Below are 16,033 nucleotides of genomic sequence, written 5' to 3' on the forward strand. Positions count from 1 at the left end.
CGACGCTCAACGGTTCTTCAATTCACAGCAATTCGGACATAAGCCATAAATAGTGCCAGGAATGGCATTTGCCCCCCGGGTTGATCCGTTGGGTGATCCGTGTCCGAGGAATGGCAGGCTCGTTGACCCTTGCGATGTCATAAATGCCCTATTTGTACGAGCCGAATCAGGTGACTACGGGCGCGCGTCGACAGCCGGAGCAACCGCGCTCCGGTGCGCTCATCGTGCACACAGGACGCTCCGCAAAGTGGCCGTGACATGGCAAGACACTGCATCTCCCCGTGGCAATTCCAGATCGAAAGGCACTGCGATTCACATGACTGCGACTTCGCTGGGCACGTGGACCAAGACGTCCGTGAAGGTCGGCGTCCTGTCCGCCGGTGTGCTGCTCATCGGCGGTACGGGCGCGCACGCGGCTGACAACTGGAACTCTTCCTTCAACAGCGGTATCGGCAGCGGAAACCAGATCAAGCTGCCGGTGCAGGCCCCGATCAACATCTGCGGGATCGCCATCGGCATCCTGGGCAACGCCAACGCCAGCTGCACCGGCGGCAGTGAGGCCAACTACGGCGAGGACGCCCTCGCCACCGACTGGAGCAGCCTCGGCAACTCGGGCATCCTGAGCGGCAACCAGGTGCTCGCGCCGATCCAGGTCCCGATCGACGCCTGCGGCGTGGGGGTCGGGGTGCTCGGCAACGCCAACGCGTGGTGCGTCGGCGGCTCCGAGGCCAACCTGCCCGGCGAGGACGGCGACGAGAACCCGTACCCGCAGCCGTACGGCGAGCCGAACTGGCACAAGCACAAGAACAAGAAGAAGGACTTCGTGTCCACGGCGGCCCCGATCGAGAGCACCGTGGCCGAGAGCTCCCCGCTGGACGTCATCACCGGCCTGCTGCCGATCAACGGGCTGACCAGCGGCCTGACCAGCGCGGTCGGCAACACCAGCGCCAGCGTCGGCATCGGCGCGAAGCAGCAGCAGCTGATGAACCAGCGCAAGAACAAGAAGTGGCAGCACTCCGCGCCGAGCACCTGCGAGCTGAACTGGAACACCTTCGGCAACTCGGGGATCCTGAGCGGTAACCAGGTGTTCGTTCCGGTGCAGGCCCCGATCGACGTGTCGGGCGTGGCCGTGGGCGCGCTGCTGGGCAACGCCAACGCCTCCAGCGTCGGCGGCTCCACCGCCAACTTCTGCTGACAGATCTTCCCCACCAGAAAGGGCCGGCGCGGACGCGCGCCGGCCCTTTCCCATGCCCGGCCGCCGCCGACCCCCCCAAGATCGCTCGACTTGCCAGGCACCTGTGCGAATGCGGGCTCAAGATACGCACGGTTGCCTGGCAAGTCGAGTGATCTTGAGGTGCGCGACTGGTCGGGGGAGGCGGGCTGTCTCACCTGGTGGTAACTTAACTATCGTTCAGGTTGGGCCTGTGGGAGGAGTGGGTGCGGCATGCACGAGGGGCTGGATGAGCTGAGAGAGCGCATCGGGGCCGGTGGGGCGCCGAAGTACCACCAGGCCAACGAGGCCAAAGGCAAGCTCTTCGCGCGCGAGCGTATCGCGCGGCTGGTGGACAAGGGCTCGTTCGTCGAGGACGGGATCTTCGCCAACGCGCTGGCGCACGGGCTGCCCGCCGACGGTGTGATCACCGGTCAGGCGACCATCGACGGCCGCCCCGTGTGCCTGATGGCCAACGACTCCACGGTCAAGGCCGGCAGCTGGGGCGCGCGCACCGTCGAGAAGATCATCAGGATCATCGAGCGGGCGTACGGCCAGGGTGTGCCCATGGTCTACCTCGTCGACTCCGCCGGGGCGCGCATCACCGACCAGGTCGACCTGTTCCCCGGCCGCCGGGGTGCGGGCAACATCTTCTACCAGCAGGTGAAGTCCTCGGGCAGCATCCCGCAGGTGTGCGCCCTGTTCGGGCCGAGTGCCGCGGGCGGGGCTTACATCCCCGCCTTCTGCGACGTCGTCGCCATGGTCGACGGCAACGCCTCGATGTACCTGGGCTCCGACCGCATGGTCGAGATGGTCACCGGCGAGAAGACCACGCTGGAGGCGATGGGCGGCGCGAAGGTGCACACCGAGCAGTCCGGCGTCGGCCACTTCCTGTGCAAGGACGAGGACGAGGCGCTCGGCGTGGTGCGGCGCTACCTGTCCTTCCTGCCCGCCAACTGGACCGAGCAGCCGCCCGCGCTGGAGCCGATGCCCGCGCCGGAGACCGACCTGGCCGCGATCGTGCCGGAGAGCGAGCGCCGCGCGTTCGACATGCGCAAGCTGGTCAAGGGCCTGCTCGACGGCGGGGAGTACTTCGAGATCCAGGCGCGCTGGGCCAAGGAGCTGACGGTCGGCTTCGGCCGGCTCGACGGCCAGGTCGTGGGCGTCGTGGGCAACAACTCGTTGCACAAGGGTGGGGTGCTCTTCGTCGACTCCGCCGACAAGGCCAGCCGCTTCGTGCAGCTGTGCGACGCGTTCAACGTGCCGCTGCTGTTCCTGTGCGACGTGCCCGGCTTCATGGTCGGCAGCGCGGTGGAGAAGCAGGGCATCATCCGGCACGGCGCGAAGATGGTCACCGCGATCAGCGAGGCGACCGTGCCGAAGATCTGCGTCGTGGTGCGCAAGGCGTACGGTGCCGGCCTGTATGCGATGGCCGGGCCCGGCTTCCTGCCCGAGGCGACCATCGCGCTGCCCACCGCCAAGATCGCCGTCATGGGCGCCGAGGCCGCGGTGAACGCCGTGTACGCCAACAAGATCGCCGCGATCGAGGACGAGGCCGAGCGGGAGGCCTTCATCGCCGCCAAGCGCGCCGAGTACGAGACCGACATCGACATCGTCCGGCTCGCCAGCGAGCTGGTCATCGACACGATCGTGGAGCCCGACCGGCTCCGCGACGAGCTCATCCAGCGGTACCGCGCCGCACAGGGCAAGGACCGTCACTTCTCACGCCGCCGACACGGCGTGACTCCCGTTTGAGAGAGGCCGTGATGACCGACTTCGGGCTGTCCGAGGAGCACCGCGAGCTGCGTGACACCGTGCGCCGCTTCGCCCAGGACAAGGTGGCGCCGGTGATCGGCGACCTGTACGAGCGGCACGAGTTCCCGTACGACCTGGTCCGCCAGATGGGCGAGATGGGGCTGTTCGGGCTGCCCTTCCCAAGCGAGTTCGGTGGGATGGACGGCGATTACCTCGCCCTGTGCATCGTGCTGGAGGAGCTGGCCCGGGTCGACTCCTCGCTGTCCATCACGCTGGAGGCGGCGATCTCGCTGGGCGCGATGCCGATCTACCGGTTCGGCAGCGACGAGCAGAAGAAGCGCTGGCTGCCGGCCCTGATCAAGGGCGAGGCGCTGGCCGGGTTCGGGCTGACCGAGCCGGGCGCGGGCTCCGACGCGGGCGGCACGCGCACCACGGCGCGGCTGTCCGAGGACGGCAGCGAGTGGATCATCAACGGCAGCAAGGCGTTCATCACCAACTCCGGCACGACGATGACCAGCCTGGTCACCGTCACCGCGCGGACCGGCGAGAACGAGATCTCCTCGATCATCGTGCCGTCGGGCACCCCCGGCTTCACGGTCGCGCCCGGCTACTCCAAGGTCGGCTGGTGCAGCTCGGACACCCACGAGCTGACCTTCACCGACTGCCGGGTGCCGGTGGAGAACCTGCTCGGCCAGCGGGGCCGCGGCTTCGCACAGTTCCTGCAGATCCTCGACGAGGGCCGGATCGCCATCGCGGCGCTGTCCACGGGCCTGGCCCAGGGCTGCGTCGACGAATCGCTCAAGTACGCGTCGCAGCGGGAGGCGTTCGGCCACGCCATCGGCTCGTACCAGGCGATCCAGTTCATGATCGCGGACATGGAGACGCGTGCCCACACCGCGCGGCTGGCCTGGCGCGACGCGGCGCAGCGGCTGGTCGCGGGCGCGGACTTCAAGCGCCAGGCCGCTATCGCGAAGCTGCACGCCAGCACGGTCGCGGTGGACAACGCCCGGGACGCCACGCAGATCCACGGCGGGTACGGCTTCATGAACGAGTTCCCGGTCGCCCGCATGTGGCGCGACAGCAAGATCCTGGAGATCGGCGAGGGCACCTCGGAGATCCAGCGCATGGTCATCGCGCGGGACCTTGGCCTGCGCTGACCGGTGCGGGTGAGGCCCTCCGTGGGCCTCACCCGCACCGCGGTCTCCGGCCGCTGTGGCGACCGGAGACCCCCCGTCGGTGTCGCGACATGTCCCGGCAGCCGCCGAGACATGTCGATGCCTGAAGACACGCGTTGTCCGGACGGAAGGTTGCGCATGTCGGCCGTCCGACACCGGTCATCGGAAGGGTTGCGGTGTGACACCGGTCATGTCCGGCGAGTGCGCCAAAAAGTAGACGCTCGACTCCCACGTTCGGCTTCGGATGCGTAGTCTTTGCGGCCATGGCCCCAGGTCACCCGGTTCACGTTGAGGCCGCCGACGCGTCGGCGGCCTCCTTCAGCGCGCTCCTGCGCGCGCACCGGGACACCGCGCGGCTGACCCAGTCGGAGCTCGCCGCGCGAGCCGGGCTGGGGGTGCGCACGGTCCGGGATCTGGAGCACGGCCGAGCCTCGCGACCCCAGCGCAGCACGGTCGAGCTGCTGGTGAGCGCGCTGGGGTTGACCGGCGACGAGGCCGCGGAGTTCTACTCGGCCGCCCGGGGCCAGCTCCCACCACAGCCCAGGCCGGCGGCGTACACCCTGCCCACGCCGCCGGAACTGCACGGCCGGGCCGAGGAGTCGGCCGCGCTCGGGGCGCACCTGGTCGCCCAGCCGGGGCTCACCACTCTGGTGGGGCTCGCCGGGGTCGGCAAGAGCGCGCTGGCGATCAGCGTCGCCCACCGGATGCAGCCGCACTTCCCGGCCGGCGTGGGCGCGATCAGCGTCGCGGCGGGCGACACCGTCACCGACGTCCGCGACGTCGTCTGCGCAGTGCTCGGCGTCAACCGGCCGGCCGACCTGCCGGCCCGGCTGGAGCAGCCGGTGCTGCTGATGGTGGATGCGGTGGACCGCTCCCCGGACGCGTTCCGGACCGTGCTGGCGGAGCTGCTCGCGGCCGCGCCCACGTTGCGAGTGCTCGCCTCGGCCCGGGCACCGCTGGGGCACGCGGGCGAGCAGGTGTGGCCGCTGGGCCCGCTGGCGCTGCCCCCGGCCGGGACGCGGGTGCTGGCCGAGGCGGAGCGGCACCCGGCGAGTGCGCTGTTCCTGGCCCGGTGGCGGCGGGTGCGCCGCGCTCCGGCCGACGTCGAGGTGGAGGCACTGGTCACGCTGGTACGCCGCCTCGGCGGGCTGCCCCTGGCGATCGAACTGGCGGCGGCCCGGGGCCGGGTGCTCGATCCCGCAGAGATGCTCGCCCGGTACGGCAACCGCCTGCTGGAGTTGGGCAGCGCCGACGTGGCCGCGTCGCCGCCGCTGGTGACCCTGCGCGATGTGGTGACGGCGAGCTACCGCCTGCTGGAGCCCGCGCAGCGGGAGGCGCTGCGGCGGCTGGCCGTGTTCGGCTATCGCTGGTCCGTGGAGCTGGCCGAGGACCTGCTCGGCCCGCAGGTCGACGTGGTGCCGGTGCTGGAGCGGCTGGTCGAGCTGGGGCTGGTGCAGGTGCGCGGCTCGGGGGCGTTCCGGTTCGTGCTGCTGGACGTCGTGAAGGAGTACGCCACCGAGCAGGCCGAGGTGGCCGGGGAGCTGGCCGAGGCGCGCCGGCAGCATGGTGTGGTCTTCGCCCGGTTCGCCGCGCGCACCGCGCCGACGATGGTGGGGTCCACGCTGGCCGCGGCGGTGGCCCGGTTCGACGACGTGGCCAGCGACCTGTGGGCGGCACTGGCCCACGCGGCCGAGCACGACCCGCACACCGCGCTGTGCCTGGCGTCGAACCTGCCCCGCTGGTGGCGCTTCCGCGGCCGGGACCAGCAGGGCAGGCAGTGGTTGCTGCGGCTGCTCGACGACCCGCGTACCGCCGACGCGGACCCGATCATGCGGGCCTGGGCGAACCTGGGCGTGGTGCAGCTCGCGGCCGAACACGGCGCGGGCCGGGCCGAACTCGACCGGGGCGAGGCAGCGCTCGCGGCGTTCCTGCTGGTGGGGGATGTGACCGGGGAGCTGGCGGCGCGCGGCGTGCTGCAGGTGGTGCACCAGAGCGCGGGGGAGTACGACGACGCCCGCCGCCACGGTGAGGCGACCCTCGCGCTGGCCACCCGGACCGGCCGGGTCGGCGACATGGCGGTGGCCCAGCACAACCTGATCTGGCACGACCTGCGCGAAGCGGATCTCGCCGCGGCACAGCGGCGGCTGGCGGCGGTGGACCGGCTGTCGGCCCGGTCCGGGGAGCACAAGCTGCGGGCGCTGGCGCGGGCCAACCTGGCCGAGGTGCTGCGCCTGGACGGCCGCTACGACGAGGCGGTGCGGGTGGGGTTGCAGGCCGTGGAGATGCTGGCCGAGGTCGGCAACCCGGGTGAGCGCCGGCGGCTGGTGGGCGTGGTGGGGCTGGCGTACGCGCAGGGCGGGCGGCTGGAGGAGGCGGAGAAGACGCTGACCGACATGCGTGCCGCGCTGCTGGAGGAGCCCGGTCCGGAGACCGATGTGCCCGGCTCGGTCGAGCCCGAGGAGGACTGGCACTGCGCCATGATCGAGGCCACGGTGGCCTGGCAGCGGGGTCACCGCACGCTCGCGGCCTCGTGGTTCGCGGCGGCGGCGCGGTTGACCAGCGGTCTGCACGACCGGCGGGACACCATGGAGGCGCTCGTCGGGCTGGCGGCGACCAGCGACGAGCCGGCCGAGGTCGTGACCCGGCTCTACGTGCTGCGTGACAGCACGGGCATCTCGCTCACGCCACGGGCATTGGACCTGCTCAGCCACCTCTGATCGGTGGCGGGCCGTAGTGCTGTGCTCGGCGCGGGCGGCCCCCCGACGGATGATGTCCCTCCGCGGCCCGCCGTGGCGAACCGCGCCCCCCGCCGTCTCCGCCCGCGCCGATGCAGCTCCTGTGCCGGACCGCCGACCAGCCTGACCGGCCTGCCGTCCCTCCACAGGGCCATGACGCTAGCAGCCCGGTTCACCCGATTCGGGGCTTAAACCGTCCTTTCTGGCAGGACCGTGGCACTTCTGCCGCCGGTTCTGCCGCAGCGGCAGCACCACCCCGCCGCATCTGGTCGTCACTGGTCATGCACGCCCGCGGTCGCCTCGGGGCGGACCGCGTCGCGCACCACGCGCAGCCCGACGAGCAGGCCGTGCAACTGGCGCTGGGTGAGGGGGCCGATGAGCCATTCGTCAAGCAGTTCCAGGTGGCCGGGGACTGTCTCCTGCAGGCGGGCCAGGCCTTTGCTGGTGAGTGCGGCATACGAGCTGCGCCGGTCGATGTCGCAGGGAACCCGGCAGACCAGGGCCTCCCGCTCGAGCCGATCGATCATGCGGGTCACCCCGCTCGTGCTCATCGCGGTCTGTCGGGATAGGTCGGTCATGCGGAGTCGTCGCGCGGGCGAGCGGGCCAGCCGCACCAGCACTTCGAACTCGACAGGTGCCAGGCCGTGCGCGGCGAGCTGCTCCGCGCAGAGGGTGTTGAGGCTGGTGAACGCCTCTGTCAAAAGGCCCATGGCGGTGAGCCTCGAATCCTCGAGTAGCTCCATTTGCGCATCGTATATGGAGAGATGGCACATTTGTTGCCCTTCGTTTCCCGCAGAGTGGGACGACGGGTATGCCAATCGGGACGACCACCCGATACGACTGTCGCCCGCGAACCGTACTCTGAGGGTTCGCTTGGTCACCGTGTGTCGGGGAGGGCTCATGGGCAAGGACGTTTCGCTGCAGACGTTCACCCGCCAGGAACGCGAGCACTACCGCCAGAAGGTCAGACGCTGCCTGGACGTGTTCGCGTTGATGCTCAACGACTTCAGCTTCGACGCCGACCACCCGACCACCGGGCTGGAGATCGAGCTGAACCTCGTCGACCCGGAGCACCTGCCGACGATGGTGAACGAGGAGGTGCTGCACGACCTGGCTGATCCGCAGTTCCAGACCGAACTCGGCCGGTTCAATCTGGAACTGAACGTGCCGCCCCGGCTCATCTCCGACGACGGGCTGGTCCAGTACGAGCAGCAGATCATCGAGAGCCTGCGCCGCGCGGACGCGCACGCGCGCAAGCACGACGCGGCCGTGCTGACCATCGGCATCCTGCCGACGCTCACCACCGACCACGCGGTCACCGAGAACCTGTCCGTCAACGGGCGCTACCGCTCGCTCAACGAGGAGATCCTGGCCGCCCGCGGCGAGCAGATCGGCGTCGACATCCGGGGAGCCGACCGGCTGCGCATCCGCACCGACTCCATCGCGCCCGAGGCGGCCTGCACCAGTCTGCAGTTCCACCTGCAGGTGTCGCCGGCGGAGTTCGCCGCCTACTGGAACGCCTCGCAGGTCATCGCCGGGGTGCAGGTCGCGGTCGGGGCCAACTCGCCCTACCTGTTCGGCCACCAGCTCTGGTCGGAGACCCGGATCGCGTTGTTCGAGCAGGCCACCGACACCCGCCCCGACGAACTGAAGGCCCAGGGCGTTCGGCCCCGGGTGTGGTTCGGCGAGCGCTGGGTCACGTCGATCTTCGACCTGTTCGAGGAGAACGTGCGCTACTTCCCGCCACTGCTGCCGATCGCCGAGGAGGAGGACCCGCTGGCCGTGCTGCGCAGCGGTGGAGTGCCCCGGCTCGGCGAGCTGCGCCTGCACAACGGCACCATCTACCGCTGGAACCGGCCGGTGTACGACATCATGGGCGGCCGCCCGCACCTGCGCGTGGAGAACCGGGTGCTGCCCGCGGGTCCGACCGTGGTCGACATGCTGGCCAACGGCGCACTCTACTTCGGACTCGTCCGCGCGCTGGTCGAGGAGGACCGGCCACTCTGGACGCAGTTGCCGTTCAGCGTCGCGCAGGACAACTTCCACGCCGCCGCCCGCCGGGGCATCGCCGCGCCCGTGTGGTGGCCGCGCCTCGGTGAGATCCGGGTGACCGACCTGGTGCTGGAGATGCTGCTGCCGAAAGCCGCCGAGGGACTCGACCGGTTCGGCGTCGACCCCGCACAGCGCGACCGCCTGCTCGGCATCATCGAGCAGCGCTGCCTGCTCGGGCGCAACGGTTCGACCTGGCAGGTCGACACCGTACGGGCACTGGAGGCGAAGGGCGCGACCCGGCCCGCGGCGCTGCGGGCCATGGTCGGCCGGTATGCCGAGCACCAGCGCACCAACGAACCGGTGCACACCTGGCCCGTGGGCTGACTCGGCCTGACAGCGGATGGCGTGACCGTCGACCCCGGGGGAGGGTGCAGCCGTGACCGGTGACCGTAGTGACGTCAGTCCCTGGGCGCTGACCGCGATCCTGGCCGTGCTGCTGGCCGTGGTCGCCGCCGCGGCACTGCCGCCGTGGCTGCCCGGCGGGGCACCGCAGCCTGCCTCGACGCAGGTCCTGCCGACGGCGAGCGTGCCGGTGCCGCGGCCCGCGCCGAGCAGCACGGCCGCTCCTGGCCGGTCGGCGGAGCCCTCGCCCAGCCCGTCAGGCCCTGGCGGGACGTTCGTGCCGCGTACGTTCACCGTCGTCGGCAGCGGGGACGTGCTGCTGCACGGCGGCCTCTGGCGGCAGGCGCAGCGCGACGCGGGCGGGCGCGGCTACGACTTCGCGCCGCTGCTGAAGGGCGTACGCCCGGTGATCGAGGCAGCCGACCTGGCGATCTGCCACCTGGAGACGCCGCTGGGCGGCCCGCAGGGCCCGTTCACCGGATATCCGATCTTCAAGGTGCCGCCGCAGATCGTGCCCGCCCTGCAGCAGACCGGCTACGACGCCTGCTCCACCGCGTCCAACCACTCCCTGGACGGCGGCGAGGCCGGCATCCGGCGCACGCTGGCCGCACTGGACGCGGCCGGGATCGCCCACGCGGGCATGGCCCGCAGCCGCGCCGAGCAGGACAAGCCCACCATCGTCACGGTGCGCGGGGTGCGGGTGGCGCTGTTGTCGTACACCTTCTCCTTCAACGGGCTGACCCGGCCCAGGGGCAAGGAATGGCTGGTCAACTCGCTCGACCCGCAGCGCGTCCGGCAGGCGGCGGTCCGGGCCCGGCAGGCCGGGGCCGAGGTCGTCATCGTGTCGATCCACTGGGGCACCGAGTATCAGCAGCGCCCCAACGAGCAGCAGGTGTCCGTCGCCCGGCAGCTGCTGCGCGACGGCGCGGTGGACCTGATCCTCGGCCACCACGCGCACGTGGTGCAGCCGTTCGAGCGGATCGAGGGCCGCTGGGTCGCCTACGGTATGGGCAACCACGTCTCGAACCAGAGCTTCTCGGACGTCACCCGGGACGGGGTGATCAGCCGGTTCACCTTCGTGGAGACGGCACCCGGCCGGTTCACCGTGTCCGCGGCGGCGGCGCTGCCGACGTACATGCAGCTCGACGGTGGTCCGGTCCGGGTGCTGCTGGTGTCGGCGTGCCCGGCCGCCCGCCGTGCGGCCTGCCGCGCCAGCGGTGAACGCTCCGCCCGGGTGCTGCGCTCGCGTGGTGCGGGCAGCGCGGGCCTGGTTGTCGTGCGTTGAGGTACGCGGGTCAGCGCTTCTTGCGAGGCTGCTTCGGGCTCGGCGCGTCCGCCGCGGGAGAGACGGCGTCGCCGGTGCCGACCGGTGTGCCGGTGGTCGGCTCATCCGCCGACTTCTCGGCGGTCGCCTGGGCCGCCTTGGCGACAGAGGCCCTGCCCTGAGCAGGCTTGGCGGCGCTGTCCTTGGCGGCCGCGGGCTTGGCCGCGGCGTCCTTGGCCGACACGTCCTTGTCCGTGGCGGACCGGTCCGGGCCGGTCTGCGCGGGCACGGCCGGCGCCGGCACGGCGTCCCAGCCGGTGTACTGCGGCGGGACCGGCTCGGCCGCGGCCGGCACGGGGCGCGGGCGGCGCGGGCCGCAGAGCACCAGCGCGAGCACCGAGCCGAGCAGTCCGGCGAACACGGCGTACGGCGCCACCAGGTATGCCGACAGCTGCTCGGGCAGCGCGCCGGTCAGCTTCGGTGCGGCCAGCAGGTAGGCCACGGCGACCAGGGCCGGTCCGGCGGCACCGGAGAGCGCCACCCCCGCCTGGGCGTCGCGGCGGCGGGCCGCGGGCAGCGCGGCCAGGAATCCGATCAACACGGCGGCGACCCCGGCGATGGCCGCACCGGGCAGGTAGACGCTGCGGAACCAGGGCCCGTCGGTGGTGACCGGCCAGGAGCCGAGCTGCGCCACGACGGAGTCCCGTCCGGCCGCGATGCCGTCGGCCACCGCCGTGACCGCGAGCAGCCACAGCCAGCCGCCGGTGGCCAGCACGTTCGCGGCGATCGAGCGCGCGATCAGCGCAGCCACGGCGACGAACAGGCCGAGCAGCACCCCGGCGATCGCGTATCCGCCGACGATCAGGTGCGGCGCGAACGTGTCCGCGCGCTCGGCCACCCGGGCCGGCACCGCGGTCAGCGCGACGACGACCAGGCCGCCCAGCGCCGCGGCGATGGACAGCGCGGCACGGCGCAACACGCGGACCGCTGTCGACGACTGGACAGTCGGGCGGCCGACACGATCGGCCACAACGGCACCGAGCACCACCGACAGGGCGGAAATCCACACCGTCCAGGCCAGACTCGCCAACCACGCGGCTTCGTCGCCACCGTGCACGGTGGGCACCCAGGAGAAGACCCCCAGGCCGTATCCGACACCCAACTGCGCTGCTCCCGCCGCGGCGGCAACGCCCACCGCGACGGCGACGGAGCTCAGTCCCAGCCGCGTACCCGGGCCCTGAAGTGACATGACGCGAGCGTATAGCAATGCGAGGGCGGTTCGTGTGAACGGTTTACTCTCGTTGCGGCGTAGCGTTCGCCGGGCGTACCCGAAAGAGGAGAGCATCATGACCGACCCGTGGGCACAGACGGCGCCGCTGACGCCGCAGCGACCACGTGGGTTCAGCCCCGGCACCGTCGCGATCCTGGCGACGGCCACGGTGCTGCTGGCCGTCGCGGGCCTCGCGATCGGATGGTTCGTCGCCGGCGACGGCGAGCCGAACGCCCAGCCCAGCGCCACTCCGTCCGTCGCCGTGTCGGCGGAGGCGAGCCCGTCCCCGAGCGAGGCGCCCACGCCGACCCCGACAATCGAGCCGAGCACCGCCTCGCCCGCGCCGGACGGCCCCCGCATGCCGAACGTGGCCGGGGAGGAGTTCCAGGCGGTTCGCCGCCAGCTCATGGCGAATCTGAAGGTGACCGTGAACGTCGTCTTCGACCAGGAGGGCGAGGCCGGCAAGATCACGAAGACCGAGCCCGCCGCGGACGCCCCGGTGCGGCCGGGCACGAGTGTGAAGCTCTTCGTCGCCGGTCCGATCGTCGACGTCGACGTGCCGACGCTGGTCGGCCTGTCCTGCGAAGAGGCGAAGAACGCACTGGTCGGGGCAGGTCTGCAGGTCGGGCCGTACCCGGCGGAGAAGACCGGCACGGTCACCGCGGCCACCGCCGAGGCCGGCACGAAGCTCAAGTGGAACAGCGGCGTCTCGATCACCTGCGAGACCGCCCCACCGCCCTCTCCGGCCGCAGGCTGATCGACGGTGCGTGGCGTGCCGGCACGCCACGCACCCAGGTAAGGCGTAACCGACCCGGCGACGTGGTAGGACCTCAGCATGTCCGATGAGCAGCGGCACGACGACAACGATCCGGCGGCGCGCGGGAGCGGCCCCGGGTCGTCTCCCTCCGACGAGACCGCCCCGATGGCTGCTCACCGCCGTGACGACGAGCCCGGGCCCGGCGACGAGCCGACCACCGTGCTGCCGTCGGGCGGGCAGGGCGGTGACGAGGCGACGACCGTGCTCCCGGCTGGGGGCAGGCCTGGCGATGACGCCACCACCGTGTTTCCCGCAGGTGGAGGACCCGGTGACGAGGCGACGACCGTGCTGCCCGCGGGCGGGCCCGCCGCGGTGCCTCCGGGCGGCGAGCCGACCTCCGTGCTGCCGCCTGTCGGCGGTCGGCACGTGCCGCCGGACGAGCACACCTCGGTGATGCCCGCGCAGGACGTCTGGACGGGCCGGGCGGGCGTGCCCACTCCGGAACCCCGGTCGATGCGCGACGCCACCCCGCCGCCCGGCATCGAGTACGGCGAAGGCCAGCGCACCTGGCGGGCGCCGCTGATCATCATCGGGATCGCGCTGCTGCTGCTGGCGCTGTTCGCGGTGGCGGCCTGGTTCGTGCTGCGCGGCACGGGACCCACGCCGACCCCGAGCGCGTCGCCGACTCCGGCACTGACCACGGCCGCGCCCACCAGCGCCGCCCCGAGCCCGTCGGCGTCGGTGTCGCCGTCGCCGGAGGTGTCCGCGGTCCCGGTGCCGGGCAACCTGGTCGGCCTGTCGCAGCAGGAGGCGATCGACGTGCTGAATGCGGCGGGCCTGAACCCGCGCATCAGCGTGCGGGTCACCGGCGACGCCGATCCGGGCACCGTCGTGGACGTGGAGCCGGAACCGGGCACGCTGCTGGAGCCGGGCTCGACGGTGATAATCGTGGTGGCCTCGGCGCCGACCAGCCCGTCGCCGGAGCCGAGCCCCAGCGCGGAGGCGAGCCCGAGCCCCGACGGCGACGACGACTGACCGGCAGGTTCGACTCCACGTCGTGACATGAACAGCGCCCATGCCGTACGGCATGGGCGCGTTCTGTCTGCCGGCCCGTCACCATTGGCGGCGTCGGTGCGTGACGATGACGATCCCGCCCAGCGCGAGACCGATACCGATCATTCCGGTGGAGATCAGTGAGCGTGCCATCAGCTCAGGCGGCACGGAGTGGGCGGTTACTGCGGCGGGCGGCGGTGCCTGCCGGGTGGATGCGTCCGCGACCGTTGCGGCTCGCACCTCGGTCGTGCCGGCCGTTGCGGGCACCGGCGTGAACAACGCCGCCGCCAGCGCCGCACCGCACAGTGCGGCAAGCCGGTGAGGCCGATGTGGAATGGTCGCCCTGGGCTCCCGTCCAGATGCGATCGTTCGAATGTCCATGGCGCCGTCCCCCGGGTGAGCGGGTGCCGTGCCACGCGAGGGCCGGAACGTGGGAGTCCGTTGGCGCGCCGCGAGAGCGGCGGCGCGCCGGGACCGGCCATGTTCCGCGACGGGGAGATTCGTCGCGGCCGCCTGCTGACCGCAAACGGCCGGGCGAGTCGCCACCGTCGTTCAACTAGGGTCATTCGAGCGTAGATCCGGTACAGGCCGACCGGAGGCGGATCGCGAGAAATTCTCAGCGTGCGCCGGCGGTCGCGGGGCGCAGGTTCGGGCGGCTCAGCGTGGGCCGCTGCCCGGCGCGGGCGGGTGCCGTGCGGGCACGGGCCGCGGCACTGTTATCGGGCACGATGCGCAGGCCGGCGCGCTGCACGAAGATCGAGCGGCGCTCCACGGCGTCACCTGCGGCGTTGAGCTGGTAGCCGTCGAGCCACACCCAGCCCTCGTACGTCGGCCAGTCGTGCACACGGATCACCCGGAACATCATCGGGCGGAGGAACTGAACGCTGGCTTCGCGAGTGACGTGGAGGATGTCGCCGGCTTGGGGAGTCACCTTTTCTCCTGCTCTCTCGTACCGGTGCGATCTGGACAACACGTAATCGGGAGTCGCTCGTTGAACGCTAGAGGTGAAGCCGCGCCCACCGTGCGTGATCATGAAAACGGAAGATCAGCACAGCGGGGGCCATAACAGACACTGTGCCGGAAGACTTTGCTGAATGCAAGTTGCAAAGTGCGTATGCGCTCTGGTGTCCTTCGTCCGGTATGTGACAAGCTGGTGTCGGTCTCCCCGGTGATGCCGAGTCGCACCCTCTGTGCGTTCGGCCGGTTGATGATTCGCCGATCGTCGGAGCAGACTCGCAACACGACATATGCAAGTTCCATCGGGCGGGGGCATCGACTTTCGTGCCTCCGCCGACGTGCGTCGCGGAGGTGCGCCGTGACAACCCGACAGAGCCCGACAGTGCGCCGACGAAGACTCGGTGCCGAACTGCGCAAGCGGCGCGAACATGCCGGCATCACGCTGGAGTTCGTGGCCGAGAGGATGGAGTGTTCGCAGTCCAAGATCTCGCGGATCGAGACTGGACACAGCTCGGTGACCAGTCGCGACGTCCGCGACATGCTGACGATCTACGGCACGCCGACCGACGAGGTCGACGTGCTTGTGGAGATCGCCAAGGAGGCGCGGCAGAAGGGCTGGTGGCATCCGTACAGCAGCGTGCTGGTGGGTGCCTACGTCGGGCTGGAGGCTGCGGCCAGCTCCATCCGCGCGTACGAACAGCAGGTTGTCCCCGGCCTGCTGCAGTCAGCGGAATATGCGGAGGCGATGATTCGCGGCGCCTGGCCGGACTGGGACGAAGAAGCGATCATGAATCGTGTCCGTGTCCGGATGGGTCGTCAATCGTTGCTCACGCGACAAGACGATGCGATCAGGTTTCAGGTGGTGCTCGATGAGTCGGTGGTGAGCCGGCCCGTGGGCGGCGACAGGGTCATGCGAGACCAGCTTCGGTTACTGGCCGAAGCAGCCTCGTGGCCTAACGTGACCTTGCAGGTGTTGCCGTTCGAGGCAGGTCCACACGCCGGTATGGACGGTACTTTCGCCATCCTGGAGTTTCCCGAACCCGGGGACTCAGATGTCGTTTACGCGGAGAATGCGACCGGGGGACTCTTCCTGGAGAAGAACGACGAGCTGGGGAAGTACACCAAGATCTTCGAGAACATCCGAAAGGCTGCGTTGAGCCCCGAGGAGTCCGCCGAGCTGATCGCACAACTGGCGGAGGAGCCACTATGGAAATCGAGACCAAGGGGTTTCGAGTCGATCTGAGCGAAGCGCGTTGGTACAAGAGCACGCGGAGTGGCCCGAACTGCGACAACTGCGTTGAAGTCGCGTTCGTGGGTGGTGCGATCGCGCTGCGCGATTCCAAGAACCCCACCGGGCCGGCATTGATCTTCACGCCGGACGAGTGGGACGCCTTTGTGGAGGGTGCCAAGGACGGGGAGTTCGATCTCTAGGTCGAGCCCCGTTGCTGGTAACAGCTCTGGAT

14 protein-coding genes are annotated in these 16,033 nt (G+C 70.8%); 10 read left to right on the forward strand and 4 right to left on the reverse strand.

The window, feature by feature from the left end:
- Positions 1 to 316 precede the first annotated feature (316 nt).
- The 4 genes from AB0B66_RS05945 to AB0B66_RS05960 all read left to right on the forward strand — a co-directional run bounded on the left by AB0B66_RS05945 (position 317) and on the right by AB0B66_RS05960 (position 6,857).
- The gene (locus AB0B66_RS05945) at positions 317 to 1,195 is read left to right on the forward strand and encodes a chaplin family protein (protein ID WP_360523530.1); all 879 of its coding nucleotides are present in this window, start codon (positions 317 to 319) and stop codon (positions 1,193 to 1,195) included.
- Between the two features lie 249 nt (positions 1,196 to 1,444).
- Complete coding sequence (locus AB0B66_RS05950) at positions 1,445 to 2,965, forward strand: acyl-CoA carboxylase subunit beta (RefSeq protein WP_360523533.1); 1,521 nt, start codon at positions 1,445 to 1,447, stop codon at positions 2,963 to 2,965.
- A gap of 11 nt (positions 2,966 to 2,976) precedes the next feature.
- Positions 2,977 to 4,122 carry an acyl-CoA dehydrogenase family protein gene (locus AB0B66_RS05955; RefSeq protein ID WP_360523536.1) on the forward strand — a complete coding sequence of 382 codons (1,146 nt, stop codon included), beginning with the start codon at positions 2,977 to 2,979 and terminating at the stop codon, positions 4,120 to 4,122.
- Between the two features lie 281 nt (positions 4,123 to 4,403).
- Positions 4,404 to 6,857 carry a helix-turn-helix domain-containing protein gene (locus AB0B66_RS05960; RefSeq protein ID WP_360523539.1) on the forward strand — a complete coding sequence of 818 codons (2,454 nt, stop codon included), beginning with the start codon at positions 4,404 to 4,406 and terminating at the stop codon, positions 6,855 to 6,857.
- A 290-nt stretch (positions 6,858 to 7,147) separates the two neighbouring features.
- Here AB0B66_RS05960 and AB0B66_RS05965 read toward each other — a convergent pair whose 3' ends face one another.
- Positions 7,148 to 7,618: a MarR family transcriptional regulator gene (locus AB0B66_RS05965; RefSeq protein WP_360523542.1), complete on the reverse strand. Its 471-nt coding sequence runs from the start codon at positions 7,616 to 7,618 to the stop codon at positions 7,148 to 7,150.
- Positions 7,619 to 7,775: 157 nt separating this feature from the next.
- Between AB0B66_RS05965 and AB0B66_RS05970 the strand changes: the two genes are divergently transcribed.
- Positions 7,776 to 9,251 carry a glutamate--cysteine ligase gene (locus tag AB0B66_RS05970; protein ID WP_360523545.1) on the forward strand — a complete coding sequence of 492 codons (1,476 nt, stop codon included), beginning with the start codon at positions 7,776 to 7,778 and terminating at the stop codon, positions 9,249 to 9,251.
- 52 nt (positions 9,252 to 9,303) lie between these two features.
- Positions 9,304 to 10,554 (forward strand): CapA family protein, encoded by a 1,251-nt coding sequence (locus AB0B66_RS05975; RefSeq protein WP_360523548.1) that lies wholly within the window; start codon positions 9,304 to 9,306, stop codon positions 10,552 to 10,554.
- Between the two features lie 10 nt (positions 10,555 to 10,564).
- Here the strand turns inward: AB0B66_RS05975 and AB0B66_RS05980 are convergent, their stop codons facing one another.
- Positions 10,565 to 11,782 (reverse strand): hypothetical protein, encoded by a 1,218-nt coding sequence (locus tag AB0B66_RS05980; RefSeq protein ID WP_360523551.1) that lies wholly within the window; start codon positions 11,780 to 11,782, stop codon positions 10,565 to 10,567.
- A gap of 97 nt (positions 11,783 to 11,879) precedes the next feature.
- Here AB0B66_RS05980 and AB0B66_RS05985 point away from each other — a divergent pair, with 97 nt between their 5' ends.
- The gene (locus AB0B66_RS05985) at positions 11,880 to 12,560 is read left to right on the forward strand and encodes a PASTA domain-containing protein (protein ID WP_360523554.1); all 681 of its coding nucleotides are present in this window, start codon (positions 11,880 to 11,882) and stop codon (positions 12,558 to 12,560) included.
- A 78-nt stretch (positions 12,561 to 12,638) separates the two neighbouring features.
- The gene (locus tag AB0B66_RS05990; protein WP_360523557.1) at positions 12,639 to 13,595 is read left to right on the forward strand and encodes a PASTA domain-containing protein; all 957 of its coding nucleotides are present in this window, start codon (positions 12,639 to 12,641) and stop codon (positions 13,593 to 13,595) included.
- Between the two features lie 78 nt (positions 13,596 to 13,673).
- Here AB0B66_RS05990 and AB0B66_RS05995 read toward each other — a convergent pair whose 3' ends face one another.
- Positions 13,674 to 13,994, reverse strand: a complete 321-nt coding sequence (locus AB0B66_RS05995; RefSeq protein WP_360523560.1) for a hypothetical protein — start codon at positions 13,992 to 13,994, stop codon at positions 13,674 to 13,676.
- 235 nt (positions 13,995 to 14,229) lie between these two features.
- Positions 14,230 to 14,544 carry a hypothetical protein gene (locus tag AB0B66_RS06000; RefSeq protein WP_360523563.1) on the reverse strand — a complete coding sequence of 105 codons (315 nt, stop codon included), beginning with the start codon at positions 14,542 to 14,544 and terminating at the stop codon, positions 14,230 to 14,232.
- A 384-nt stretch (positions 14,545 to 14,928) separates the two neighbouring features.
- Here AB0B66_RS06000 and AB0B66_RS06005 point away from each other — a divergent pair, with 384 nt between their 5' ends.
- The gene (locus AB0B66_RS06005; protein ID WP_203691951.1) at positions 14,929 to 15,813 is read left to right on the forward strand and encodes a helix-turn-helix transcriptional regulator; all 885 of its coding nucleotides are present in this window, start codon (positions 14,929 to 14,931) and stop codon (positions 15,811 to 15,813) included.
- Positions 15,783 to 16,001, forward strand: coding sequence for a DUF397 domain-containing protein (locus tag AB0B66_RS06010; RefSeq protein WP_120321590.1), 219 nt, complete (start codon positions 15,783 to 15,785; stop codon positions 15,999 to 16,001). The genes AB0B66_RS06005 and AB0B66_RS06010 overlap by 31 nt, the downstream gene beginning before the upstream one ends.
- Positions 16,002 to 16,033: the final 32 nt, after the last annotated feature.

The organism is Catellatospora sp. NPDC049111 (assembly GCF_040648615.1).
GTDB lineage: Bacteria > Actinomycetota > Actinomycetes > Mycobacteriales > Micromonosporaceae > Catellatospora > Catellatospora aurea.